Source organism: Nocardioides sp. GCM10028917 (assembly GCF_042666175.1).
GTDB lineage: Bacteria > Actinomycetota > Actinomycetes > Propionibacteriales > Nocardioidaceae > Nocardioides.
This window is the reverse complement of sequence record NZ_JBHTFL010000003.1, coordinates 434,662-459,268: the sequence shown is the minus strand read 5'-3', so window position 1 is coordinate 459,268 and position 24,607 is coordinate 434,662. Positions and strand designations below refer to the sequence as shown.

20 protein-coding genes are annotated in these 24,607 nt (G+C 69.5%); 10 read left to right on the top strand and 10 right to left on the bottom strand.

What is annotated here, in order from left to right:
• The first annotated feature begins 226 nt into the window (after window positions 1-226).
• Window positions 227-1,912: a CHAP domain-containing protein gene (locus ACFQW6_RS05530; protein ID WP_378542095.1), complete on the top strand. Its 1,686-nt coding sequence runs from the start codon at window positions 227-229 to the stop codon at window positions 1,910-1,912.
• 12 nt (window positions 1,913-1,924) lie between these two features.
• Here ACFQW6_RS05530 and ACFQW6_RS05525 read toward each other — a convergent pair whose 3' ends face one another.
• The 3 genes from ACFQW6_RS05525 to ACFQW6_RS05515 form a co-directional block, all read right to left on the bottom strand.
• Complete coding sequence (locus ACFQW6_RS05525; protein ID WP_378542093.1) at window positions 1,925-3,046, bottom strand: AI-2E family transporter; 1,122 nt, start codon at window positions 3,044-3,046, stop codon at window positions 1,925-1,927.
• A gap of 105 nt (window positions 3,047-3,151) precedes the next feature.
• Window positions 3,152-5,296: an alkaline phosphatase family protein gene (locus ACFQW6_RS05520; protein ID WP_378542091.1), complete on the bottom strand. Its 2,145-nt coding sequence runs from the start codon at window positions 5,294-5,296 to the stop codon at window positions 3,152-3,154.
• A gap of 91 nt (window positions 5,297-5,387) precedes the next feature.
• Window positions 5,388-6,068, bottom strand: a complete 681-nt coding sequence (locus ACFQW6_RS05515; RefSeq protein ID WP_378542089.1) for a GAP family protein — start codon at window positions 6,066-6,068, stop codon at window positions 5,388-5,390.
• Window positions 6,069-6,363: 295 nt separating this feature from the next.
• On the opposite strand from ACFQW6_RS05515, the gene ACFQW6_RS05510 reads away from it, so the two are divergent.
• The 6 genes from ACFQW6_RS05510 (at window position 6,364) to ACFQW6_RS05485 (ending at window position 11,991) form a co-directional block, all read left to right on the top strand.
• A complete protein-coding gene (locus ACFQW6_RS05510; protein ID WP_378542087.1) occupies window positions 6,364-6,582 on the top strand; it encodes a hypothetical protein in 219 nt (72 codons plus the stop codon).
• Between the two features lie 98 nt (window positions 6,583-6,680).
• Entirely contained in the window at window positions 6,681-7,343 is a 663-nt protein-coding gene (locus ACFQW6_RS05505; protein ID WP_378542086.1) for a PAS and ANTAR domain-containing protein, read from the top strand.
• A gap of 122 nt (window positions 7,344-7,465) precedes the next feature.
• Complete coding sequence (locus ACFQW6_RS05500) at window positions 7,466-7,864, top strand: hypothetical protein (protein WP_378542084.1); 399 nt, start codon at window positions 7,466-7,468, stop codon at window positions 7,862-7,864.
• Between the two features lie 235 nt (window positions 7,865-8,099).
• Window positions 8,100-9,746, top strand: coding sequence for a SulP family inorganic anion transporter (locus ACFQW6_RS05495; RefSeq protein WP_378542082.1), 1,647 nt, complete (start codon window positions 8,100-8,102; stop codon window positions 9,744-9,746).
• A complete protein-coding gene (locus tag ACFQW6_RS05490; protein WP_378542080.1) occupies window positions 9,743-10,420 on the top strand; it encodes a GAP family protein in 678 nt (225 codons plus the stop codon). Before ACFQW6_RS05495 ends, ACFQW6_RS05490 begins: the two co-directional genes overlap by 4 nt.
• 401 nt (window positions 10,421-10,821) lie before the next feature.
• Window positions 10,822-11,991: a tyrosine-type recombinase/integrase gene (locus ACFQW6_RS05485; RefSeq protein ID WP_378542078.1), complete on the top strand. Its 1,170-nt coding sequence runs from the start codon at window positions 10,822-10,824 to the stop codon at window positions 11,989-11,991.
• A gap of 215 nt (window positions 11,992-12,206) precedes the next feature.
• On the opposite strand, the gene ACFQW6_RS05480 is transcribed toward ACFQW6_RS05485, so the two are convergent.
• Genes ACFQW6_RS05480 through ACFQW6_RS05470 form a run of 3 tightly spaced genes read right to left on the bottom strand, consistent with a single transcriptional unit; the run spans window position 12,207 to window position 15,879 of the window.
• On the bottom strand, window positions 12,207-13,472 hold the full coding sequence (locus tag ACFQW6_RS05480; RefSeq protein ID WP_378542077.1) for an aminotransferase class V-fold PLP-dependent enzyme: 1,266 nt from the start codon (window positions 13,470-13,472) through the stop codon (window positions 12,207-12,209).
• Window positions 13,451-14,512, bottom strand: coding sequence for a serine hydrolase domain-containing protein (locus ACFQW6_RS05475; protein ID WP_378542075.1), 1,062 nt, complete (start codon window positions 14,510-14,512; stop codon window positions 13,451-13,453). The genes ACFQW6_RS05480 and ACFQW6_RS05475 overlap by 22 nt, the downstream gene beginning before the upstream one ends.
• Before the next feature lie 41 nt (window positions 14,513-14,553).
• The gene (locus tag ACFQW6_RS05470; RefSeq protein WP_378542073.1) at window positions 14,554-15,879 is read right to left on the bottom strand and encodes an alpha/beta hydrolase; all 1,326 of its coding nucleotides are present in this window, start codon (window positions 15,877-15,879) and stop codon (window positions 14,554-14,556) included.
• A 161-nt stretch (window positions 15,880-16,040) separates the two neighbouring features.
• Here ACFQW6_RS05470 and ACFQW6_RS05465 point away from each other — a divergent pair, with 161 nt between their 5' ends.
• Window positions 16,041-16,424, top strand: coding sequence for a response regulator transcription factor (locus tag ACFQW6_RS05465; protein ID WP_378542072.1), 384 nt, complete (start codon window positions 16,041-16,043; stop codon window positions 16,422-16,424).
• On the opposite strand, the gene ACFQW6_RS05460 is transcribed toward ACFQW6_RS05465, so the two are convergent.
• Window positions 16,326-18,434, bottom strand: a complete 2,109-nt coding sequence (locus tag ACFQW6_RS05460; protein ID WP_378542070.1) for a histidine kinase N-terminal 7TM domain-containing protein — start codon at window positions 18,432-18,434, stop codon at window positions 16,326-16,328. The two genes, ACFQW6_RS05465 and ACFQW6_RS05460, sit on opposite strands and share 99 nt — an antisense overlap.
• A gap of 1 nt (window position 18,435) precedes the next feature.
• Window positions 18,436-19,755 carry a histidine kinase gene (locus ACFQW6_RS05455; protein WP_378542068.1) on the bottom strand — a complete coding sequence of 440 codons (1,320 nt, stop codon included), beginning with the start codon at window positions 19,753-19,755 and terminating at the stop codon, window positions 18,436-18,438.
• 230 nt (window positions 19,756-19,985) lie between these two features.
• Between ACFQW6_RS05455 and ACFQW6_RS05450 the strand changes: the two genes are divergently transcribed.
• On the top strand, window positions 19,986-20,750 hold the full coding sequence (locus ACFQW6_RS05450) for an ABC transporter ATP-binding protein (protein WP_378542066.1): 765 nt from the start codon (window positions 19,986-19,988) through the stop codon (window positions 20,748-20,750).
• A 3-nt stretch (window positions 20,751-20,753) separates the two neighbouring features.
• Window positions 20,754-23,291 carry an ABC transporter permease gene (locus ACFQW6_RS05445; RefSeq protein ID WP_378542064.1) on the top strand — a complete coding sequence of 846 codons (2,538 nt, stop codon included), beginning with the start codon at window positions 20,754-20,756 and terminating at the stop codon, window positions 23,289-23,291.
• Between the two features lie 52 nt (window positions 23,292-23,343).
• Here ACFQW6_RS05445 and ACFQW6_RS05440 read toward each other — a convergent pair whose 3' ends face one another.
• Together ACFQW6_RS05440 and ACFQW6_RS05435 are read right to left on the bottom strand one after the other, a co-directional pair.
• Window positions 23,344-24,045, bottom strand: a complete 702-nt coding sequence (locus ACFQW6_RS05440) for a response regulator (RefSeq protein WP_378542062.1) — start codon at window positions 24,043-24,045, stop codon at window positions 23,344-23,346.
• Window positions 24,046-24,084: 39 nt separating this feature from the next.
• Window positions 24,085-24,483: a RidA family protein gene (locus tag ACFQW6_RS05435; RefSeq protein WP_378542060.1), complete on the bottom strand. Its 399-nt coding sequence runs from the start codon at window positions 24,481-24,483 to the stop codon at window positions 24,085-24,087.
• Window positions 24,484-24,607: the final 124 nt, after the last annotated feature.

Sequence of the window (24,607 nt, the reverse complement as noted above, 5' to 3'; positions counted from 1 at the left end):
CTGCTTTCCCGGGAGCGGCCCTGCCGGCGCCACAGCACAGCGCGGTCCGGCAGGGCCTCGACCGAGGCCCCACGCACTCGGTCTGTTCGGGAGGTGCTCGTCAGGGCCGCCTTGATACATGGCGCCCACCCCTGGGGCGGGGCCGCACGGGCCGAGGAGAATTACATGATTGATGTTCGCCCATCGGCGTGGCGGGCTTGACTTTTCCCCCATACGATCGCTTCTCGTGCACCAACAGTCACAGGAACCCCACGAGTCACAGCGTCGCTCGGCATCGCTCCGAGACGTCGTCCGACGTGCCGTCGGCACGGCGAAGCTGCTCGCCGGGGTCCTCGCCCTCGTGGTGCTCGTCGTGCCGACCACCGCTGGTCGGATGAGTCTCGCGTCCTCGACCTACCTGTGCCAGGGGTACCAAGGCTGCGAGGCCGCCGGCTACGGGAGCGGCGGCTACCGGCAGGTCTCCTCGACGATGTACTGGCGCATGTACGCCGGGCACAACTGCACCAACTACGTGGCGTACCGGCTCATCCAGTCGGGCATGCCGGACGTCCGGCCGTGGGAGGGCAGCGGCAACGCCTCGAACTGGGGCGTGGCGATGGCCGCCATCACCGACCAGGTCCCCACGGTGGGGTCCATCGCCTGGTACAAGCCGCACGTGACGCCGGCGGGTTCGGCCGGCCACGTCGCCTACGTGGAGCAGGTCGTCTCCGACACGGAGATCATCGTGTCGGAGGACTACTGGGGCGGCGACTTCTACTGGCGCCGGATCACCAAGACCGGCGGTGGCTGGCCGAGCGGGTTCATCCACTTCAACGACCGCGTCGTCCAGCCCACGTCGCCCCCCACCCTCGCCGGGTCGCCCATGGTCGGCGCGCCGTTGGAGGTGGCGGCGGGAGCGTGGACGCCGGCACCCACCAGCATCACCTACCGCTGGCTCGCCGACGGTGCCGAGATCCCCGGGGCCACCGGCGCCAGCTACGTGCCCACGCCCGACGTCAAGGGCAAGGCCCTGACCGCCGAGGTGACCGCACAGCTGAGTGGCTACACCCCTGGTGCGGCGGCGCTCGCCACCGCCCCCGTCGCCCCCGGGACCTTCCAGAAGACGCAGCTGCCGACGATCCAGGGGGCGCCGGAGGTCGGCTCGACCCTCACGCTCACGCAGGCGGCGTGGGCGCCGCAGCCCACGAAGGCCAAGACCCAGTGGTACGCCGACGGCGCTCCGCTGGCCGGGGCGACCGGGGCGTCGTTGACCCTCACCCGCGACCAGATCGGCAAGAAGATCAGCGCCCGCGTCATCGCGAGCGCGAAGGGCTACAAGAAGTCGAGGCAGACCGCTCCGGAGACCGTGCCCGTCACCGCCAAGCCGGTGACCCTCGTGCGCCCGTCCCGGCTCGACGGCACGGCCGAGGTCACGGGCCGCCTCGTCGTGAAGACCGGCCGCGTCCGGCAGGGCGGCGCGACGGCCACCTACCAGTGGCTGCGCGACGGCCGACGCATCGCCAAGGCGACGCACCCCACCTACACCGTCCGGCGGGGCGACATGGGCCACGGCCTGTCCGTCGAGGTCACGTGGAACCGGCGCAACTTCCGCGCCACGACCGAGACCCTCGCCGTGGCGTCTCCCGTGACGACCGTTCCCGAGGTGCGGGTCCGCACCGAGGTCAAGCGGGCACGTGTGGCGGTCGACATCCGCGTCAGGGCACCAGGAGCGTCCCGACCGGCCGGCGCGATCACCGTCAGCGTCGGTGGACGGACGGTCGAGGGCCAGGTCGTCGACGGGAGGGCGCGCCTCGTCGTCCGTGACGTCCGGCCGGGCACCAAGCCCTTGGTCGTGCGCTACGCCGGGACCGACCTCGTGCAGCCGGCCGTGTCGCGGTCGGACGTGACGGTGCCCAAGCGCAACCCGTCATGACAGGGGGTGGTGTCAGCGCGCGGGTTGTCGCTCGGGGACGACGGGTTCAGGGTCCGCGACCTGCGCATCGATCAGCGGAGCCACCCAGGACGCACGATCGTCGGCATCGATGAAGATGGCTCGGAGGAGCAGCGTCATGGGCACGGCGAGGAGCGCACCGAGCGCGCCGAGCAGGAACGTCCAGATGACGAGTGAGATGAAGGTGATCTCGGCGCTGAGTCCGACGGAGTTCCCGACGATGCGCGGCTGGATGAACGTCTGGATCGTGACGTTGAGCAGGGAGTAGGCCACGAGCACCCACAGCATGTCCTGCCAGCCGCCGTCGAGCAGGGCCAGGAGAGCCGGCGGGATGACGCCGATGACGAAGCCGATGTTGGGGATGAAGTTCGTGAGGAACGAGAAGAAGCCCCAGACCAGCGGCAGCGGAACGCCCAGGAGCCACAACGCTCCTGCATCGAGCACACCGACGATGGCGCCGAACAGAGCGGTCATGAGCAGGTAGGTCTGCGAACCTCGGACGAACTTCCCCAGCGCAGCGGTCAGCCCCGGCTTGGTGCCTCGGAGGGCCGCGACGCGCGGTGCGAAGCCGGGAACGGCGGCCACGAAGAAGAACATCAGCGTGACCAGGAAGAACAGGTCGCCGAGCGCGCCGAGGATGCCCGAGACCAGGTCGCCCAGGACACCCGCGAGCTTCGACAGGTCCACCTTCGACAACGCATCGCTCGTGGCGCCCGTGCTGAGGCCGACCTGCGCGAGGCCGTCCTCGACGTCCTTGGTGAGGTCCTTGCTCTCCGCGGCGTACGCGGGAAGCAGGTCCGCGAACTTGATCAGGCAGACGACGAGGCCGACGACCATGACCAGCAGGATCAGGTACGCCGCCACGAGGGCGGCCAACGTCGCCAGCCAGCTCGGCCAGCGGCTGCGCGCCCACCGGCGGACGGGCAGGACCGCGATCGTGAGCACGAGGGCCAGCACCGCCGGCGCGACGATCCCGGCGGACGCCTTGATGCCGACGCCCATCGCGACGACGCCCACGATGCCGAGCAGGACGACGATCGAGCGGGGCAACGTGCTCGCGGTGGCACCGCCGACGTCGTGGGCGGAGCGCGACCCGTCCGCGGGAACCAAGGGCATGGAGTCACGATAGGAACGAGTGCCCCGACCGGCGTCACCCATGAGGGGTGACGCACGGTCGACGACGCGTCGGTCCGGCCTTGGGAGCCGGCTGACGGGAGCAGGTCATGGCTCGGTGACGTGGATGGGTGCAGCGCCGTCGTACGCGACGCCCTGGCGGTGTCCGCAGTGGCGCAGGATCCCGCACAGCGCCACGTGCATGGCGTCGGCGCCGATGACGCGGTCGGTCGGGAACGGCAGGTCGGCAGGAACCACCACCATGGCCCGGTCCTGCCATCCGCCCAGCCCGCCGTGGCAACCCACCAGCCCCTCGAAGGCGGCGACCTCCTCGGTGCCCGGGTCGACGAGGCTGTTGACGTAGATGTCGGGGGCCTCGGGGCGGTGGGCGACGCGAGTGACGAACTCCGGGGCGTGGAACCCGAACGGCGCGAGAGGGTCATCGCCCTCGATGTGACCGTCGTCGAGCCGGTGTGACCCGCGGTTGCCCAGCGCGATCGGCCCGTCCCGGTCCATCACGACGACGAAACCCACGCCGGGGTGCAGCGCCAGGCCCTCGACCAGCCGGGGGAAGCGCCGCTGGAGCTCGGCGCGGTCCAGGCGAGCCTTCTCGCCCCGCACGTAGATGAGTCCCAGATTGCCTGAACCGAAGACGTGGAAGGTCTCGGCGCCGGTGGCACCGCGATCGGCGGATCGGGCGGAGGTGTCTCCGGGGCTCACCTGCTCGGGCTCGTTGCGGCTGCTTTTGTCCATCGCCCGCGCAGCACTGGTCATCCCGCGTCCACTCACGTTGCCCGCGGAGGCCAGCTCGTCGACGAGGGCCTGCGTGCGGCCCCAGCCCTCGACGCTGTCGTCGGACGCGGCCACGTCGCTGTCGGTGAGGCGCGCCACCAGCGCCGCCAGGTCCTCGCCGTAGCGGTCGGCGAAGACGGCACCCTGGGACTGGCCGTGGTCGGAGAGGATCACGAAGCGGTACCGCCGGGGTGCCGCGGTCGCCACGAGCTCCAGCTGGTGCAGCACGGCGTCGACGGCCTCGAGCGCCTCCAGGCTCTCGGGGCGCAGGACGCCGGCGTGGTGGGCGATCTCGTCGTAGTCGACGTAGTCCACGTAGATCGACCTGGTGCCGCGCAGCATGTGCTGGGCCACGAGGATGGTGTTGAGGTCGCGCAGCGCGCCGTTGGTGACCGCTCTCAGCAGTGCGGTCTCCCACGTGCGCTCGCACCGTGGTTGCACGTCACGCCGGACAGCCCGCTTGGCCTGGAACCGGTCGCGGGTCAGCTCGGACACCGAGCGGGACAGCGCCCTGGTCAAGCCGGACGGGCTCACCACGAAGTTGGCGACCGCCCGTTGGGCGAGCTCCCCGCCGCGCACACGTCGACTCATCGTCAGCACTGCTGCAGGTGCGTCGCCGGTGAACAGGTTGCTGATGCTGACGCCGTCGTCGACGAGCAGCCCCCGGCCGGTGGACATGTCGGCCTCGATGATCGCGGCGTCGGCGGGCTTGTTCGCCACCATCACCTTGTCCCTCGCCCGGTCGTACCAGCGGAAGGCAGGTATCCCGTCGATGACGCCGTGCAGGATGCCCATCTGGCTCGCCGGAGTCGTCGCGGGAAGCTTGGGAGTCCACTCCGTCATCGTGTGGCTACCGGACCGGATCCACCGGGTCAGCGTCGGCACGGTGCCCGCAGAGACGGCCATCTGGAGCACCGGGAACGGAACCCCGTCCATCTGCACGAACAGCACGCCGTCCACCTCGGGGTCCTCGACCTGGACCCGGTGACGCCGATGGCTCGACACGAGCCGCCCCACCAGCACCTGCGAGGTCCCCGCGCTCCCGATCCAGCCCAGGAGCGTTCCGACGAGACCGACCACGATGGCGACGACGAGGGCCGACCAGTAGTCGTCGAGGGTCACCATGGGCAGCAGCCGGGCCGTGATCATCACGACGAGGGCCTGCCCCAGGAAGGCGAGCAGGAGCACCCCCAGCCAGCCGAGCCGGACCGCCGCGCCCACGAGGACCGGTTGCAGGACGACCGCCACGAGCGCCAGGACGGCGGCGAACAGGAACGGACCGCCAGGCGGGCCTGCGTGGAAGCCCGGCAACGCCCAGTCACAGATCCACACGGCGGGGACCGTGACCAGGACGGTCATCACGTAGGCACCGAGCTGAGCGGTCCACGGCCGCCGGAAGCTCTCGCGGGTCAGCTCGCCCGCGACCTGCACGTGGTCCGACCTGGTCTCGTCATTCGCCATGGCATCTCCTCCGGCCCCGCCGCCCGCTCCGATACCAGCCGACCGCGCCCCGCGGCGCCTCACCCGAGGTGGATGAAGAGCAGCTCCCGCCTCAGAGCAGGAGCCGCAACAAGCCGTCCGCAAGGAGAGCCCCGCCGAGGAGGAAGGAGAGCCACGTGCGAAGTCGTGCGCCGTGCGCGCTCACCCACGACTGACCTCGGGCGAGGATCGCCGCGGCTCGGTCGCCCGCGACGACGACGATGCCGATCGGCACCGAGACGAGGGCGGTGGACACGGCGATGTACACCACGACCAGGCCCGCGTCGACGACGTCTCGCAGCCCCGCGTCGGTGACCGCGGCCATGGCGATGAACGTGAGCAGGAGCCGTTTGGGCCCTCCGAAACCGAGGAGTCCGGCCATGGAGGAGGACGCCGCGGGGCCGACATGGCTGAGCCCGTCGAGGATCGCCGCCGCGCGACTGCTCCGTGCCTCCGGTGGTGTCGCCCCCGTACGTCTGGCCTGGACGCCGACCGCGAGCAGGGCGAGGCCGAGCGCCACCGTGATCACGGCCTTGAACGTCTCGTGGGAGTCGAAGCGGGTGACGACAGCCTGGCCGACGGCGAGGCCGATGCCGCAGGCGACGACGGTCCCGAACACGAAGCCGCTCAGGAAGGCGATCCCGTTCGTGCGCGGGCGCGCGCTGCGAACGACGAGGAAGGTCGCGGTCAGCACGAGGAAGCTCGCCGCCGCAGCCAGCGCGTAGAAGACGACCTGCACAGCCGCGTAGATCATCCGCAGCACCGTCCCCCGGAGGCCCCGGTCATGGTTCTTCCTTCCTCAGCGGTGTGGCACGCACCAGCAGACCGAGTGCGAGGGGGTCGCGCCATCACCCGAGGAGGGTGAGCACCAGCATGCTCCCTGACCGGGCGCGGCAGCGTGAGTGCGGGGCCCCCGACGGTCAACCTCACCCTCGGCGGGTGAGGGCTGGCAGCGACGAGGAGCGCATCGTCGTCGGAGAGGCCACCGTCGACCCGGGCGTGGGCTCCGTGCACCGTCCGCACCGTGTGCGCGAGGGAGAGGCGGACCCATGACAGGCATCGGCCGTTCCCGCCCGAGCGGTGTGAGGCGGATCATCGGTGTCGTCAGCGACGGCACCGGACGTTCGCAGGACGAGGTGGTCCTGCTGGCGACCCTGGGCGCGGCCGTGATGATGACCGTCGCCGTGCGGCGAGGCATCGCCTGGGCGGTGCAGACCGCCACGGACCAGGACCCCTGGCCCGACCCGCCGGCATGGAGCCGCCCGTAGCCCCCTGTCTCGGGTCGCCTGAACCTTTCTCGCCGGACGGTTCGGGAGAGCGCGAATTGCCTGTTGAGAAGCGCCTCTGGCGGGTGCACCATGTGCTCATGGACGGACGGAGGGCGGGCGGGGAGCTCCCTGCATCGCGCCCTGCCCTGGTCGGTCGCTTCACGTACCGGCCGAAGACCGACGAGTGGTGGTGGTCGGACAACATGTTCCGCATCCACGGGTTCGACCCGGGCTCGGTCGTACCGACCACCGATCTGGTGATGCGGCACATCCATCCCGACGACGTCGACCGGGCGTGGGAGTCTCGGGAAGCGGTCGTCGAGGAGAAGGAGCCGTTCTCGTTCCTGCATCGCCTGATCACCGCCACCCGGGCCGAGCAGGTCGTCCTGGCCGCCGGGCACCTGGAGGACGACGACGGGGAGCCGGTGGTCAACGGGCACCTGATCGACATCACCGACGTCCGCGAGGACGCGGTGAACGACGAGCTCGACTCCGCGGTCGCCGAATTCGTCGGACAACGGGCGGTCATCGAGCAGGCCAAGGGCGTGCTCATGCAGCTCTACAGCGTCGACGCGGACACGGCATGGGCGTTGCTGCGAGCGTTCTCGGCGGACACCAACCGGAAGGTGCGCGACATCGCGGGTCTCTTGACCACCGCCGCGAGCGCGGACGTGACACCGGTGAAGGGTCGCGCGCCGTCGGCGACGCTGATGCTCGAGCGGCTCTACGTCGGCAACCCCGCCGACGGCGGGCCACGCTGAGCCGTACGCCCCAGGCCGGGGGAGCGCTGCGGTGCAGCAGCGGAGCCTCCTGGTGGCCCGTGTGCGGCCAACGGTTGTGCTGCGGTGACCGGCGCGAGACGATCGGGCGGGAGGTGCGGCGGATGAAGGTGCGACCAGGAGCTGTGGTCCGCGGAACCGGTGTCGCGCTCGCCTGTCTCGCAGGTGACGCCTCCAGGCGCTCGCCCATCCTCCTCACTGGCTTCGCCATCGGCTGGTTCCTGAACAGACCAGGGCTCCAGACCGTCACCGTCATCCCTGACACCGAAGAGCCCTGGAAGCGCACCACGGTGCCCTTCGCGACCTCGGTCGCGTCCTGGTCGGCCGTGATGCTGGCGGCCATGACCGCGCTGCGGAGGACGAGGCTGCCGGTGCCGATCGCTGCGGTGGTGCTCGGAGGCGGGCTCGTCGTGGTCGACTCCCTGCTCGCCGATCTGGGCGAGGCTCGTGACGCCGCTGGCGTCGAGGTGGCTCACGCGGAGACCGAGGCTTCCGCCACCTAGGGTGTCCACCGCGAGGCCTATGGAGCGGTGCGCTCGCCCACACGACGGCCGTGTCACCCGCCGCGGGGGAGCCCCACGCCGAGCGTCGCTAGGCAGTGTGAGCGTATGACGTCACCAGATCCCGGGCGCGTTGGCGCACCTCTCCCTCGATGGCGCCGCTACCCAGGTCCTTGCCCAGCCTGATACGTCATGCGCCTCCTTCCCGAGCTGCGCTCGGAACGGGGCAGGAGGTGTAGTGCAGAAGCCACTCGTCGGATTGAATCGTGCGAACCTCGTCCGCGAGGCGACCGCCGGGATCACCTTGCTCGCGATCGCGATCCCGCTCAACATCGGGTACGCCCAGATCGCCGGGCTGCCGCCGACCGCGGGCCTGTACGCCTTGGTGCTGCCCGGCGTCCTCTACGCCCTGACGGTCTCCTCCCGGCAGGTGGTGGCCTCGCCCGACGCCGCGGCGGCTGCTCTCGTCGCGTCGTCGGTCGGCGCACTGGCCGTGGCCGGTAGCGAGGACTACCTCACGATGTGCCTGGCCCAGGCGCTGCTCTGCGGCGTCATGTTCGTCGGACTCGCGGTGTTCAAGCTGGGGTTCCTGGCGAACTTCCTCTCCAAGCCAATCCTGGTCGGCTTCGTCGGCGGCCTCGCCCTGGACATCGGCGTCAGCCAGGTCGCGAAGATGCTCGGCATCACGATCGACTCCGGTGGCGAGTTCGTCGAGAAGATGGAGGACCTGCTCACCGGGCTCGGCACGGTCAACGGCTGGTCGGTGGCGATCTCGGTGGCCTCGGTGGTCGTCCTGGTCGGCGGCAAGCGCCTGGCGAAGGGCATCCCGTGGGCGCTGCTGGTCCTGGTGGTCGCCACCGTGGTCGTCGTGCTCGGCGACCTTGCGGACGAGGGCGTCAAGGTGCTGGGTGCGGTCGAGTCCGGTCCACCGAGCCTGGTGTGGCCGGACCTCTCCTGGAGCCAGTGGCTGGCCCTGGTGCCGTCGGCGATCGCGCTCACCCTCATCACGACCGCGGAGGGGTTGCTGGTCTCGCGCAGCTACAGCGAGAAGCATGGCTACCGCACGGACCCGAACCAGGACCTGTTCGCCTTCGGTGTCGGCAACGTCGCAGCCGGGGTCAGCGGCGGTTTCGCCGTCGGTTCGTCCACCTCACGGACCGCTGCGATGGACCAGGCCGGCTCCCGCACGCAGCTTCCGTCGATCGTCACCGCCGCTGGCACGCTGCTGCTCCTGGTCTTCGGCACCGCGCTGCTCGAGGACATCCCCTCGCCGGCCATCGGAGCGATCGTCGGCGTGGCGATCCTTCCGTTGCTCGGGATCAAGGAGTTCCGCGAGCTCTGGGCCGCCGACCGCGCCGAGTTCCTCATCGGCGCGGTGTGCTTCGGGGTCACCCTCTTCGTCGGATCCATCGCGGGGATCGTGGTCGCCTTCGTGTTCGCACTGGTCAACCTCGCCCGCCGGGCCGCCAACCCAGCCATCGACGTGCTCGAGGCCGACGGCAATCCCGGCCACTCGCTGCTGGCCGAAGCGCCGACCGGCACCTCGACGGCTCCCGGTGTGCTGGTGATCCGGATGGCTGCGCCGCTGTTCTTCGCCAACGGAGCAGTGTTCGGCGATGCCGTCCGCCGGGCCGTCCGCGCGACCGACGGCATCCGGCACGTCGTGATCGACATGGAGGCGGTCACCGACGTCGACGTCACGGGCGCCGAGGCCTTCGAGGCGCTGCGCACCTGGTTGGCCGGCAGCTCGGTCGAGCTGTCCTTCAGCCGCGTCCGTGACGATGCCCGCCAACGACTCGAACAGCTCGGCCTGCTCACCGACGAGCACGTCTTCGACACCAACCGCGAGGCCGTCGCCGCGCTGACACCGGAGGAACAACCATGAACGTCGTGATCGGCGAGATCCTGCCGCTCGCCCTCGGCATCGCGGTGAGCCCGATCCCGATCATCGCCGCCATCCTGATGCTGCTCTCCCCCAAGGCGAAGGGCACCAGCGTCGGATTCCTCCTCGGCTGGGTCGTCGGCATCGTCGTGGACGTCACCGTCTTCACGCTGCTCGCGTCGGTGCTCCCGGAGAACGACGACGACGCCTCCAACCCCACCGCGGGCTGGATCAAGATCGGGCTCGGCGTCCTGCTCCTGCTGATGGCCGTCAAGCAGTGGCGTGGCCGCCCGACCGGTGACCAGCAGCCCGAGCTCCCGGGGTGGATGAAGGCGATCGACACCATGACCGCGGCCAAGGGAACCGGGCTCGGCTTCCTGCTCTCCGCGGTGAACCCGAAGAACCTGCTCATGGCGGCCGGAGCCGGCGTCATCATCGGCGGCACCGCCGCCGGCCTGGACACGGGGGAGGAGGCGGTGGCGATCGCCGTCTTCACCGTCATCGCGGCAGCGTCGGTCGCCGTCCCCGTCGTCGGCTATCTCGTCGCCTCGAAGAAGATGTCGGGTCCCTTGGAGTCGATGCACCAGTGGCTGGTCAAGGAGAACGCCGTGGTGATGGCCGTGCTGCTGCTGGTCATCGGTGTGGCGATGGTCGGCAAGGGGATCGGCAGCTTCTGACCCCGGCGACCGAGACGGCGACGAGCTCGCCGGGTTGGGGACCAGCATGTCGGGCAGCCATGCCCCCTGGAGGCGGGCCAGCGGCCTCGAGCCTTTCGGTCGACATCCCCTCGTCACCGCCGACCTGCGCCTGTACCTGCCCCGGGACGAAGTCCGCAGTGGAGCCTGGGTGCCACCTCCACTGCGTCCTCTCGGCTGACGGCCCCCGATCGTCCGGTTCTACCGCGATCCGACTGACGCGCCAGAGGCCGGTTCCCTCGCGGAAACCGGCCTCTGACCTGCATGTTCTCTGGTGGGCGATACTGGGTTTGAATTTTTCTGCTTGAGTCGGGGCGATACTGGACAGAAGTGGTCATTAGGCCTCTGACCTGCAGTAATACGATTTTGTATCGCCTCTTCGCGTGGACGCGAACGGACGCTTTCTGACATCCTTGTTGCACGTTGTTGCACGCGAGGGAGAATCAGGGATGGCACGCAGGCGCGGTTTCGGTGCCATCCGGAAGCTCCCATCTGGACGGTGGCAAGCCTCCTACCTCGGCCCGGACACCCTCCGACACAAGGCAGCGGTCACCTTTGAGACGGCTGAGGACGCCGAGGGGTGGCTTACTGACCGACGTCGCGAGATCAACCGCGAGGACTGGACCCCGCCCACGACCAAGCGTCCGATCACGTTCGGGGAGCACGCCGAACGCTGGCTGACCAACCGCACCCTCAAGCCGCGCAGCCGTTATCACTACCGAAAGATGCTCGACGCGAAGCTTCTCCCCACCTTTGGCGACGTAGCGCTCAAGCACATCACGGCCGACCTTGTCGACGACTGGTACTACCGGCTGGGGGACTCGGCCCCTACGTCTCGAGCGCACGCCTACGGGCTGCTCAGGACCATTCTCGGAGACGCCGTGCAGCGTCGCCTCATCACTCACAACCCGTGCCACATCCGCGGCGCCGGGAACGTAAAGCGTGCCAAGCAGATCGAGCCAGCGACCCTGCCGGAACTGGAAGCGCTCGCTCAGGCCATGCCGGAGCGCTACCGGCTGATGGTGCTGCTCGCCGCCTGGTGTGGCCTCCGATTCGGGGAGATCACCGAGCTTCGCCGACACGACGTCGACCTCACCCGCGGCGTGGTGAAGATACGCCGTGCAGTTGTGCGGGTTGATGGCACGTTCGTCATCGGCACCCCGAAGTCAGACGCAGGTATACGAGATGTAGCCATCCCGCCGCACCTGCTCCCCGCAGTCAAGACACACTTGGCCAGCAACATCACCGGAGGCCGTGACGGACTGCTGTTCCCCGCAGCCGGAGACCCGACCAAGCACCTGGCGCCCGCCACGCTCTATAAGGTCTTCTACAAGGCCCGCGAGGAAGCAGGGAGGCCCGACCTCAGGTTCCACGACCTTCGCCACACCGGAGCGGTCTTGGCAGCGAGCACCGGCGCCACGCTGGCCGAGCTGATGGCCCGTCTCGGACACTCCACCGCAGGCGCAGCACTGCGCTACCAACACGCGGCCAAAGACCGCGACAAGGTCATAGCCGAAGCCCTGTCTATTCTGGCGACAAAGAACCTGTCATGAGCCGCGACGTAGCCAGTCCACCGCCGCGTTCAAAAGCGGTTTCGGGTGGCACATCGACGCTGGCGATTCGTCGCTAAATGGTTCGAGGCCTAACCGGGGGAGCAAGACAGAACGGCTCGTGACGTGCGGAAACGCGGGTCACGAACCGTTTCGCATCTCGGGTGTGGAGGCTATGCATCGCCGGCGTGTGAACGGCTGGTCGGCAGGTCCCGAAACTACGTCCCTGGCGACTCGGATGATGGCGGCCCGACAACACCGCTTCGCGGGCCGTTTGACGTCATCTGGCGTGCGGGTGAGGGAAGTGCGTCGATGAGTCTGCGCAGCTCTTCCTCGGTGTTGTAGTAATGGACGGATGCCCGCACGAGGTCGGGTAGGCCTCGCTCGGGAAGATCCAGTCGGGCGTACTCGACGAGGGACACGCTGACGTTTATGCCGTGAGCTGATAGAAGACTCTGCACCTGGCTGGCCGGGATCCCGTCGACCGAGAAGCTGACGATGCCACAGCGGCGGATGCCTTGGTCATGGACTCGAACCCCTTCCACGTCTTCCAAGAGCCGCCGCAGACTGTCGGCCAGCATGGTGATGCGTGCCTCGATGGCCTCCATTCCCCAGGACATGGCGTAGTCGACTGCGACGCCGAGGCCGATCTTGGCCGCGTAGTTGGTCTCCCAGTTCTCGAACCGGCGGGCATCCGGACGAATCTCAAAGCGGTCGACGGCTGTCCACGCTGCTGCGTGGAGGTCCAGAAACGGTGGTTCGAGCAGAGCCAAGGCGCTCTCGCGCACGTAGAGGAAGCCAGTGCCACGGGGACCTCGCAAGTACTTTCGACCAGTGGCGGAGAGAAAGTCGCAGCCGATCCGATCCACGTCGATGGGGAGCTGTCCGACCGACTGGCAGGCGTCTAGGAGGTAAGGGACTCCCGCTTCTCGGGCAGCTGCCCCGATCTCCTCCGCCGGGTTGACAAGTCCACCCTGGGTTGGGACGTGGGTGATTGCGACCAGCTTCACCTGACCACCCCCGGTGCCCAGTCTCCGGCGCAGGTCCTCGAGCGAAAGCTGACCGGAGTCATCGTTGTCGACGACCTCGATGACCGCGCCGCTGCGTCTGGCCACCTGGAGGAAGGCGATGACGTTGCTGGAGTACTCCGCGCGCGCCGTCAGGATCCGGTCGCCCGGCGTGAAAGTGAGCCCGTAGAACGCCATGTCCCAGGCTCGTGTGGCGTTCTCGACGACGGCCACTTCGCGGGGGTTGCAGCCGATGAGCCGAGCGATGGCGTTGTAGGTGTTGTCCACCTGCTCACGCGCAGCATCAGCTGCCTCGTATCCACCGATCGCAGCTTCCCGTCGAAGGTGCGCGATCACCGCGTCGGTGACGGGTGTGGGAGGCAGCGCGGCGCCGGCGTTGTTGAGATGGGTGACGTGCTGGGTCCCGGGGGTGTCGCGACGAGCACGCGCGACGTCTAGAAACTGGGTGAGTTCCATGGGATGCCCTTCAGCTGGGTGAAAAATCGATCGGTCTGCCACGCGGCCGTGGTGTTGGCCACCGCGACGATGGCGAGTCGCGCCTCCGGATAGACGCGCATGGCGTTCCAGAACCCTCCACCCGTGCCGTAGTGCTCCACGAAGCCAGGACTGCGGGAGGCGTCCTCGGGCCTGCGGAACCAGCCGGTCCCGTGGTCGAACCGTTTGCCGCGGATGGTGATCCTCCGCATCGTCTCGATGTCCTGCTGCTGGAGTACCGGGTGCGGGTCGGTGGCTGCAGTTGCGTGCGCTGCCGCGAGGAGCGCGGCGTCACCGGCGGTCCCGACCAAGCCGCCGTAACCGGCACCGTTGACCAGGAACGGGTGAAGGCTCGTGTACCCCCCAGTCTGTGGTCCGACGATGTCGTGGGGCAGCAGTCGCCGCAGCCCCGGCCTGAGGATGGTCGGCATCCGTACGTAGCCGATGGCGCGCGGGGCGGCTGGGTCGTACCGATAGCCGGTCGACCGCATGCCCAGGGGTCCAAGCACGGTGTCCTGGACGCAGTCCTCGATTGGTCGGCCGGTGACCGCCCGAATCACCTCGGCGGCAAGCAGGTAGCCAATGTTGGAGTAGGAGCCCTGAGCGCCGACTGGCTTCACAGGCGTGCCATGGCGTGCGAGGGTGCGGTGCACGAAGTCTGGATGTGGTGGCTCGTTCTCGGGGTGGACCCAGCGGACGGGCAACGGGTTTGCCAGACCGGCCGTGTGGGTGAGGAGGTGTCTGGTGGTGGGGTGGCCGTGCCTCGGATGGGGGCTGTATTTCGGCAGGTAGCTCCCGATCGGCGCGTCAAGGTCGAGGCGTCCTTCCGCGTGCAGCCCTACGGCGGCGGTCGCCGTGGCGATCTTGCTCATCGAGAACCACGGGAACTGGTCCTGCGGGGTCGTCGGCCGACGTCGCGCAAGATCGGCATACCCGTCCGCTCCCGTGAAGAGGATTCCTTCCGGCGTGGCGATCGCCAACGACATTCCGGGGATCCTGTCGCGTGTGATGGCCTTGCGCATGAGTTGGCCGACAATCGGTGCGTAGGTGGGTCGGCGGGAACTCATCGACCTGCCCCCTCCGCCAGCAGCGCGGCGTCGAAGTGGTCGACGACGCGACGTTCGTAGGCCCGAGCCTCGTCGTGGATGGCGTTGGTGTGGCCCGCATCGGGCAGGGTCCAGAGCTCCACCGGCTCGTGGGCGGCCTGAGCGTAGACGCGGGACATGGCGATCTCCGTCGGCAAGCTCCCGGCTGCAACGAAGAGCAGCGGCGTGGGCGAGACCCGGGCGGCGAGCTCGCGCAGCGGGGGACCGGGCGCGGTACCGGACAGCAGCTGCACCGTCGCCATCACAGGCGCCATGGTGATCGTGCTCACCACGTCCCCCTCGAGCACGTCGGCGAGCGAGGCGCCAGTCGCGCCGTCCGCGACGACCGCGCCGATCCGCCGGTCCGTCGACGCCACCTCCAACAGGACGTCCGCGCCGGTCGACAGGCCCAGTGCGCCGATGCGGCCGTCGTCGACATCGGAACGCCTGGTTAGGAAGTCGAGTGCGCCGTCGACGTCATGGTCCCAGTCCCAGCCGTAGCCGTTCGGGCTGCCCTCGCTCTCGCCGGACCCACGGGCGTCGTAGAGCAGCACGCCGTAGCCGTGCTCCACCAGTAGCCGCCCATGCGCCACAGATCCGAGCCGGTCCCCTCCGGCGCTGTTGACCAGGATCACGGCAGCGCGGTTCCGCGACGGCGCGTACCAGCCGGACAGGGTGAGACCGTCCGAAGACTCGAAGGTCACCTCACCGAAGCCGGGTGAAGGCGCTCCGATCTGGTCGCGGAACAAGTGCGTCTGGACGATCCCTACGCACACGGACAGCACGACGAACTGCATGCACAGGCCGACCGCTACGACGGTCGCGATGCGCACGCCCCAGCGCGGCCAGGGGCTGAGTCCCCGCTCGCCACGGTGCAGGAACGGGAGCGCTGCTGCCATGAGGAGCAGCACGGCCCCTGCGGCTGCTGCGAGGACTCCCGTCACGTCGCTGCCGGAGAGCTCGCCCGACGAGACGTGCACCACGTGCAAAGCGCCGTTGGTCACGGTGAGCGACCCGACGACCAGCGCGAGTGCAGCGCGGACGCCGGTGCCGCCGCTGCGGAAAGCGAGCATCGCCAGCGCTGCGCCGAGGGTGACCACGAGGAGCGCGGGGAGGTGCCGGTCGACCGGCACGCCGGGTTGGCGGTTCAGCACCGCGTCGTCGAGCGCGTGCAGCAGGCCGACGGTGGTGGCAGCAGCGAAGACGCGCAGCGCCGAGTCGGTGGACGCAGTCGGCGAGCGTCGCGCGGCCCTCGGCAGGCCGCGGCGGGAAGGACGTGTCAGGACACCGGTCGGGGAGGTCATGGTCCGACGCTAGGAAGTCGCGGCAGAGGTGACGATCGGGTCCTCCGCACAGCCGGCTCGCGGGGCCGCATCCCCCGGGCGGGAAACCACCTCGGCGAGGTGCGGTCACCACCATGCGGCACTCCCGCTCGGTACGGCACCCTGAGGGGAGGAGGTGTGGTGTGGCCGACGTGCGTGTGCTGGTCGTCGACGACCAGGAGCCTTTCCGCGACGCTGCCGCCGCAGTCCTGCACGCCACCAAGGGTTTCGTGCTCGTCGGCTACGCGTTCGACGGAGCAACGTCGCTGCTGGCAGTCGAGCAGCTTCGACCGGACCTGGTGCTGATGGACGTGAACCTGCCCGGCATGGACGGCCTGGAGGCGACCCGGCGCATTCGCGCGTCCGGAGGGCCGCCCGCCGTTGTGCTGGTGTCGACCTACGCCCGCGGCGACCTGGGTGCAGATCTTCTAGCCACCGGTGCCGACGCCTACGTCGCCAAGGTCGACTTCGACTCCGAGTGCCTCCGCAGCGTCTGGACCGGGATCCGACGGCGGGCCCAGGAGTAGACGCAGGGTCATGGTCGTCCTGCCCTCGACCTCGGAGACGTTCACGGACCCGTCGAGTGCGGCCACGCGGTCGTGGATGTGCTCGATCCGTGACGGTGACGGCGGCGGGGGTGGCCCGGTCACCTCCACCTCGAGCGTGCTGGCGACCGTCCGCAGCGCGACCGCGCCGGGTCCGTCCAGCTCGCGCAGGAGCTCGACGACACAGAAGTACGCCGTGCTCTCGACGGCCGGCGCGAGGCGATGGGTCGCAATGCTGGTGCGCACCGGCTCCGCGCCGGTCGAGTCCAGGTAGGCGTCCAGCGCCGCCACCAGCCCTCGCCTCTCGAGTTGGGTAGGGAACACGCCGCGGGTCAGGCTGCGCAGCGACTCCAACGATGTGCGGGTGAGGGCGGACGACTCCGCCAGGACTGCCTCGGCGCCGCCCTTGTCGCTCTCGCTGGTCAGGTCGCGTCGGAGGAGGCTGACCAAGTTGTCGCGCACCACGTGCAAGTCGGGGACCACGGTCCGGCTCAGGGCTGCCTCGAACCGACGTCTCTCCCCGTCCTGGGCCAGCGCGAGCCGGTGGGCCGACGCCTCGAGCGCGACCGTGCTCTCACGCAGCCGACGGACCTGGTTCGTGAGCGCGGACTCGAGGTGCACGTTGCGGAGGGCGCGCGCGAGCTGCGCCGCGAAGTCCTCGAGGAGCCGGAGCTCCTCTGGCTGCAGGGACGTGCGGGGCGGCATCGTCACCGAGAGCTGCCCGAGCGATCCCGCCGCGTCGGCTACCGGCAGTGTGATCGTGTCGCCCAGTCCGCGCGAGGCCTGCTCCGGCCAGGCCACCTCGTGCGTGGCCCGGTCAGTCGTGTCGACCACGATCTTGGCCTGCCGTGCTCCGACGGCGCGTGCCACGCTCTCGGCTACGCGACGGAGGAGCGGCTCGGTCCCAGGGGACTCCTGGAGCCGCTTGCTGAACTCGGTCAGCTCGACGTACGGCGCCGCCCGCCGGCCGTAGACCAGCCGGGCAGCCAGCCGTTCCGCCCACTCGCGGACCGGTTGCACCGCCAACGCGACCAGTGCGGTCGCGAGCAGGGAGGGCCAGAAGCGGTCACGCGCCAGGGGCAACGCCGTGCCGATGAGGACCACCACGGTGACGTAGCCGAGGAAGACGAACCCGGTCAGGATCGTGAGCGTGATGGCGCGGTTGAGGAACACGTCAATGTCGTAGAGGCGGTAGCGCAGGATGGCCACGGCTGTGAAGACCGGCAGGCAGGCGTAGCTGGCCATGAGTGGTTGCTCCCGCACCCAGGTGGGGCCGTCCATGACGGCGGCGAGTGTGTTGATTGACATCCCCGCCAGCAGGACGGCAGCACCCAGCACCATGAGCTGCAGCTGCTGGCGTACCTCCCCTCTCGCCCGGCGCAGCCGCACCCACATCGAGAGGAGCCCCGCGAGCACGCCGACGAAGACCGCCACGCTCGACGCGACCAGCAGGGTGGTCAGGGCGGGCCCCGGCTCGCCCTGGAGCTCTCCCCCCGGGTTGAGCTCGTCGGGGCTCACGGTCATGACCGCGCCGATGTGCGTGAGCAGGCCTGCGATGGTCAGCCACAGTGCCCACCTCCAACGCCGCGACGCCAGGTGCCCGTCCGGCGCGAGGAGGAAGAGGACCGCCAGGAGCGACACCACGAACACGCCGCCGGTCTGGACAGATAGCCAGATGGCGACATGTCCCCCGGGCGCGCCCTCGAGGCTGCCGGACACCGCCCCGTACCCGTAGTCACCGAGGGCGACACCGACCTCGCTGAGGAGCTGCCCCCCGAGGAATAGCCACCCGATGGGGTGGCCGGGATAGCGGCTGATGATGAGCACGCCGACGAACGCGCCGCCGAGCGCACCCAGCGTCACGAGGGGAAAGCCCTCCGCCATCACCTCCTCGCTGAGGAGAGGTCGTTCCTCCAGCACCAGCACGATCACGTGCAGCACGGCAACGACCACGGTGACGCCGAAGAGGATCCAGGCCAGTCGCACGCGCATGTCAGGCCGGCCCCCCCGACTCGCTCAGCCGGGGGCGTGGGACGTGCACGGCGATCCGCGTGCCCCCGCCGGGTCGCCCACCCAGCACGAGGCGGCCTCCGACCGACGCGGCGCGCTCGGACAGGTTGGCCAGGCCGCTGCCCTGGTGTGCCCCCGGCGCGATACCCGACCCGTTGTCCTCGACCGCCACCGACACACCCGCAGGACCTGACTCGAGCAAGAGGTCGATACGTGTGCTGTCCGCATGCTTGGTGGCGTTCTGCACGGCCTCGAGCGCGCAGAAGTACAGCGTGGCCTCGACGCCTCCTGGGAGCCGAGGGACGTCCCCGCCACGGACGAGGACCGGGACGGGATTGGCCGCCGTCGCTTCGCTGAGAGCCGCGGCGAGCCCCTCCTGAGCCAGTGTCGCAGGCAGCATGCCTCTGGCGAGGTCGGTCAGGGTTTGTATTGCGCTGCCGGTGGCTGCCAGCTGCTCCTGGAGGACCTCCCGAGCAAGCTCCGGGTCGGTCCGGACGTGCACCGCGGCCAGCTTGAGGTTGATCGTCAGCGCGACGAGCTGTTGCTGGGCGCCGTCGTGGATGTCTCGTTCCAGCCGGCGGCGCTCGGTGTCTTGGGCGGTGACGAGTGCCACGCGCGCCCGGCGCAGCTCGCGCTCCCTGACGGTGAGCTCCTGCACGCGCAGGGCCAGCTCCTCGCGCAGCTGTGCCGACTCCAGCACCATGCCGGCCTGTGCGGCGAGCCCGCCCAGCAGCCGTTCCGCGGTGGGGGCCAGGGGGCGGTCCTGCCGCCCCATCACGCGCACGACGCCGAGCGGACGTCCGGCGTGGGCGACCGTCACCGCGTGGACGCCGCCCCGCCTCCGGTCGTCGTAGAGCCGCGGAGCCGCCTCGTCGACAACGGCCTCGGGCGGGTGTGTGGCAAGCAGGCGGAGTTCCTCCCCGACCAAGACCCACACCTGAGCCCACTCGAGGGCAAGGCCCTGGACCAGCATGCGGGCGATCAGCGCAGGGGCTCGGTCACCCGCGTCGGAGTCGGCGACACGCGAGAAGTCCGCCAGGACGTCGTACGGCGAGGTGGTATCGCCGAGCTTCTGCGCCCTCGCCTGCTCCGCCCGCGCCCGGACGAGCGGCGCCACCCCCGCGACCAGGGCGGTCGCCAGGATCGAGAGTGGGAGACTCGGTGACTCGGTGCGGCCCATGAGGGCGCCGCCCCCCAGCACAACGGCGAGGTAGATCACAAGGACGGACGCCGCAGCTGCGCCCCACCCCGCGAGCACGACGGACCGCGATCCCTCGTGCCCCACGACCGTCGCCCGGCTCATCCCCCGAGTGTGCTCCCGTCGGGGTCGTCCGGCACAGGCGTATTTCCGCCCCCGGGCAGGACGGGTGACCGCAGGCCGCGGGGCGGAGTGCCGTACGCAGGCGCCGAGGAAGCTCGGCGGCCAGCCACGCGCACCGTGCGCACGACCCCCTGCCACCAAGGGTCGCCGTTCCGTGGAATGGGCTCATCCGGTCGACCGACCGGTCTCGTTCCAGCCAGGAGCTCACTCACATGTCAACACTTCTCTCCGCTCCCAGTGGGACCGGCGCCGCCGTCGCGGCCGCCCGTGCCACGGGCGTCACCAAGGCGTACGGCACCGGCGACGCGCAGGTGCTGGCACTCGACGACGTCAGCGTCTCCATCGAGTCGGGTCGCTTCACCGCCATCATGGGGCCCTCCGGGTCTGGCAAGTCCACCCTGCTCCACGTCCTGGCCGGTCTCGACCGGCCAACCGCGGGGCAGATCTTCATCGGCGACGCGGACATCACCACCATGAACGATCGAGACCTGACCCTGCTCCGTCGTGACCGCATCGGGTTCATCTTCCAGGCGTTCAACCTCCTACCCACGCTCACCGCGGCAGAGAACATCGCCCTGCCGTCGAAGATCGCGGGCCGCAGACCGGACCCCCTCTGGGTCCAGTCGATCGTCGAGACCGTGGGCCTGGGCGATCGGCTCGGCCACCGGCCCTCGGAGCTGTCCGGCGGCCAGCAGCAGCGTGTAGCCGCCGCGCGGGCACTGGCGACCAGGCCGGAGATCGTCTTCGCGGACGAGCCGACCGGCGCCCTTGACTCGCAATCGGGGGAGCAGCTGCTGCAGTTCCTCCAGCACGCCGTGCGTGAGATGAACCAAACCGTCGCCATGGTGACCCACGACCCGGGCGCTGCGGCCCACGCCGACCGGGTCCTCTTCCTCAAGGACGGCGACATCGTCGACGAGATGTCGAGCCCCACCTCCGACGAGGTCCTCGACTACATGAAGCAGCTAGGAGCCTGAGCCATGTTGAGCGCCACGATCAAGGGGATGCTGGTGCACAAGCTCCGGCTCTTCCTCACCGTCACGTCCATCGCGTTGGGCGTCGCCTTCCTGTCGGGCACGCTAATGATGAACAGCAGCATGCAACGGGCCTTCGACGGACTCTTCCGGAGCATCAATGCAGGCACCGACGCCGTCGTGCGCGGTGCGGTCGAGGGTGAACAACCGGGCCCCGGCGAGCCGCGACCAGCGGTGCCGGCCTCGGTCCTCGAGGACGTCCGCGGCGTGGAAGGCGTCACCGCAGCCGAGGGGATGGTCGAGGGCTACGCGCTCCTGACCGACTCCGACGGCCAGCCGATCCAGCCCGCTGGCGCACCCACGCTCGGGATGACCCTCCCGACGGATCCCTCGCTCTTGGGCGAGACCGAGCTCCGCGCCGGCCGGCCACCGGCGAGCGCGGACGAGGTCGCCGTCGACGCCAGCTCGTTCGAGAAGGGAAACCTCGCCCTCGGCGACAAGATCACCGTGATGTTCCAGGGGCCGGCCAGGACGTTCACCGTCGTGGGCGCAGTTGGTTACGGGGAGGCCGACGACCTAGGCGGCGCCACCGCGGCGTACTTCGACGTGGACACCGCCCAGCGGCTGCTCGGCAACAAGGGTTCGTTCGACTCCGTCGTCGTCAAGGCCGCGAACGGAACGTCGGACGACGACCTCACACAGCGGATCCAAGCCTCGCTGCCCGCCGGTCTCGAGGCGATCACCGGCGAGGAGGTCGCCGACGAGCAGACGGAGGCGGTCACGGGCGGTCTCGGCTTCATCACCATGGCGCTCACCGGGTTTGCCGGCATCGCGCTGTTCGTGGGCTCCTTCATCATCTGGAACACCTTCTCGATGCAGGTCGCCCAGCGGACCCGCGAGCTGGCGTTGCTGCGGGCGATCGGTGCGACGCGACGTCAGGTGCTGCGCACGATCGTCGTCGAGGCGGCCGTGCTCGGCGCCGGCGCCTCGGCGATCGGCCTGCTGCTCGGGGTAGGCATGTCACGCGGCCTGACGAGCCTGATGGGGTTCTTCGGGCTGTCGATGCCCTCGGCGCCACTCGAAGTCGAGGCGAGCACGATCGCAATCGGGCTCGCCGTCGGCACGCTCATCACGGTCGCCGCGGCAGTGGCGCCTGCCCGCCGGGCCACCAAGGTGCTGCCCGTCGAGGCGCTGCGCGACACGCCCCCCGCAGCGGAGCGGTTCTCCCGGATCCGGCTCGGCATCGGTGCGCTGATGGTCACGGTCGGGGTCGGGATCCTCGCCACCGCACTCTTCGGACCTGCCGACGCCCTCATGATTCCGGTGGGCGTCGTGGCCTCGATCCTCGGCCTCACCACACTGGCACCGCTCTTCATGCGCGGTCTCGCCGGCGTGATCAGCTGGCCGCTGCTCAGGCGGGGCGTACCAGGCGAGCTGGCTCGGCAGAACGCCATGCGCAACCCGAAGCGGACCGCCTCCACCGCCATGGCCCTGGTCATCGGGCTCACGATGGTGGCCACGGTCTCGGTCTTCGCGGCGTCGTTCAAGGCGTCGTTCGCCGACGCCCTGTCCAGCTCGACGAACGCCGACCTCTACGTGTTGACGCCCAGCAGCCAGTCCAAGGGCTACAGCCCCGAGGTCGTCGACATGGTGCGCGACGTCGAGGGGGTAGAGACGATCTCGCCGACCTCGAACGGGAAGGCTGAGTTCGACGTGGCCGAGGCGGCCTTCACCTCGATCGATCCTGCGACGGCTGGGGATGCCCTGAACCTGGGGATGGTCCAGGGAGCCGTGACCGACCTCACCGATGACGGAGTGGTCGTCAAGGAGGCCGTGGCCAACTCACACGGCTGGGAACTCGGAGACGTGATCGCCGGCTCGTTCCCGGGTGCCGAGCATGCTCGACTCGAGATCCAGGGAACCTACGAGGCGAAGGGCATGGTGAACACCGACTACGTCATCTCGGGCGGCGCGCACACGACGTACTTCCCGGACCGGCTGGAGGGCACCGCCATGGTGCTCGTTGCAGACGGCCAGGACATCGAGGTCGTCGAGGACCGCATCGCCGACGTGATCGTCGACCAGCCGGACGCGACGGTGATGACCCAGTCGGAGTTCGAGGGCGAGGCCAGCGCGGTCATCGACCAGATGCTTGGCCTGGTGACGGTGCTGCTCCTGCTCGCCGTGGTCATTGCCCTGCTCGGGATCGTCAACACCCTGGCGCTGTCGGTCTTCGAGAGGACACGCGAGCTCGGACTCCTGCGAGCGGTCGGCATGACGCGAGGTCAGGTGCGGGCGATGGTCAGGTGGGAGTCGGTCGTGATCTCGCTGATCGGCGCCCTGGTGGGGGCCGGACTCGGGGTCGGGCTCGGCGCGGCGTTGACGCGGGCACTGGCGGATGAGGGTCTAGAGAAGATCGCCATTCCCCTCGATCAGCTGGGGCTGTACGTCGTCGCAGCGGCGCTCGCGGGCGTGCTGGCGGCGATCGGTCCCTCGAGGTCGGCGTCGAACGTCGATGTGCTCCGGGCAGTCGTCACCGACTGACAACCCGTCCGATGGTCCTTCCGGGTCGATGCTCCGACCCGGGAGGACCGTCTCACGACGGACGCTCCCCGCGCGTCGGTCCTCCGGGCACTCCGCCGGCCTCGAGGAACGCCAGCACCGCGCTGACCCGGCGGTTCACCTGCGACTCCTCGCTGAGGCCCAGCTTCTGGAACACGGAGGTGATGTGTTTCTCGACGGCTCGCTCGCTCATGTAGAGCTGCGCGGCAATCGCGGCGTTGCTCAGGCCGGTGGCCATCCGCTGGAGCACCTCGGTCTCCCGGTCAGTGAGGCCCAGCAGCGGTGAACTGGCCCGTTCGGAACCGCGCCGCAGGAGGCCCTCGACGACCTTGGGGTCGAGCGCCGAGCCGCCACGCGCTACCTCGTGCAGCGCACGCACCACCTCGTCGATCTCGGAGACCCGCTCCTTGAGCAGGTAGCCCAGCCCGGAGACCCCATCCTCGAGCAGGTCGAACGCGTACTCCTCCTCCACGTACTGAGACAGCACGACGACGCCGATGGCGGGATAGCGAGACCGGATCTGCTTCGCCACGTCGATGCCCTCGGTGGTGAAGGTCGGAGGCATTCGGATGTCGGTGAGGACCACGTCCGGCTGATGCGTGTTCACGGCCACGAGCAGCGACGCCGGGTCGCTCACCGTCTCCACCAACTCGATGTCAGGCGAGGTCGCGAGCAGAGCCGCCGTACCCGACCGCACGAGGTAGTTGTCGTCGGCGAACACGACACGCAGTGTCATGACGTCGACGATAGACCTGCCGGTCTGGGGTACAGCCCGCTAAGGCTCCTGATCGTTGCCCACGATGGCATCTAACTCGGTCTCGACCAGCCAGGCCGCGTCGATGAACCGCGACACCTCCACGAACGTCGCAGACGGCCGGATGTCGGAAAAGTACTCGCCGTGCACCGCGGCAGCCTCTCGCCAGCGGGTGATGTCGGTGAGCATGATTCGGGTTCGTACGACGTCGCTCAGACTCGCTCCAACTGCGGAGAGTGCCTCCTCCGAGATCTCCAGACAACGTCGGGTCTGCGCGGCGACGTCATCCTCGCCGACGGTCTTCCCGTCGGGGCCGAGGGGCGCAGTCCCGGCTACAGCGACGTGCGACCCGACCCGGGTCGCACGGCAGAACCCGATCTCTGGCTCGAGGGGTGAACCCGAGGACGCGCGTTGTCGCATGAGTCGATCAAAACAGCCGAGGAGCGACGGTCACAACCCATTCAGTCCCTGCGAACTGAACGCGCCCGGGACTGCAGATGGACCTCGGGCCCATCGTGCGCCCTGGCCTGCGCTTTGGAGAACG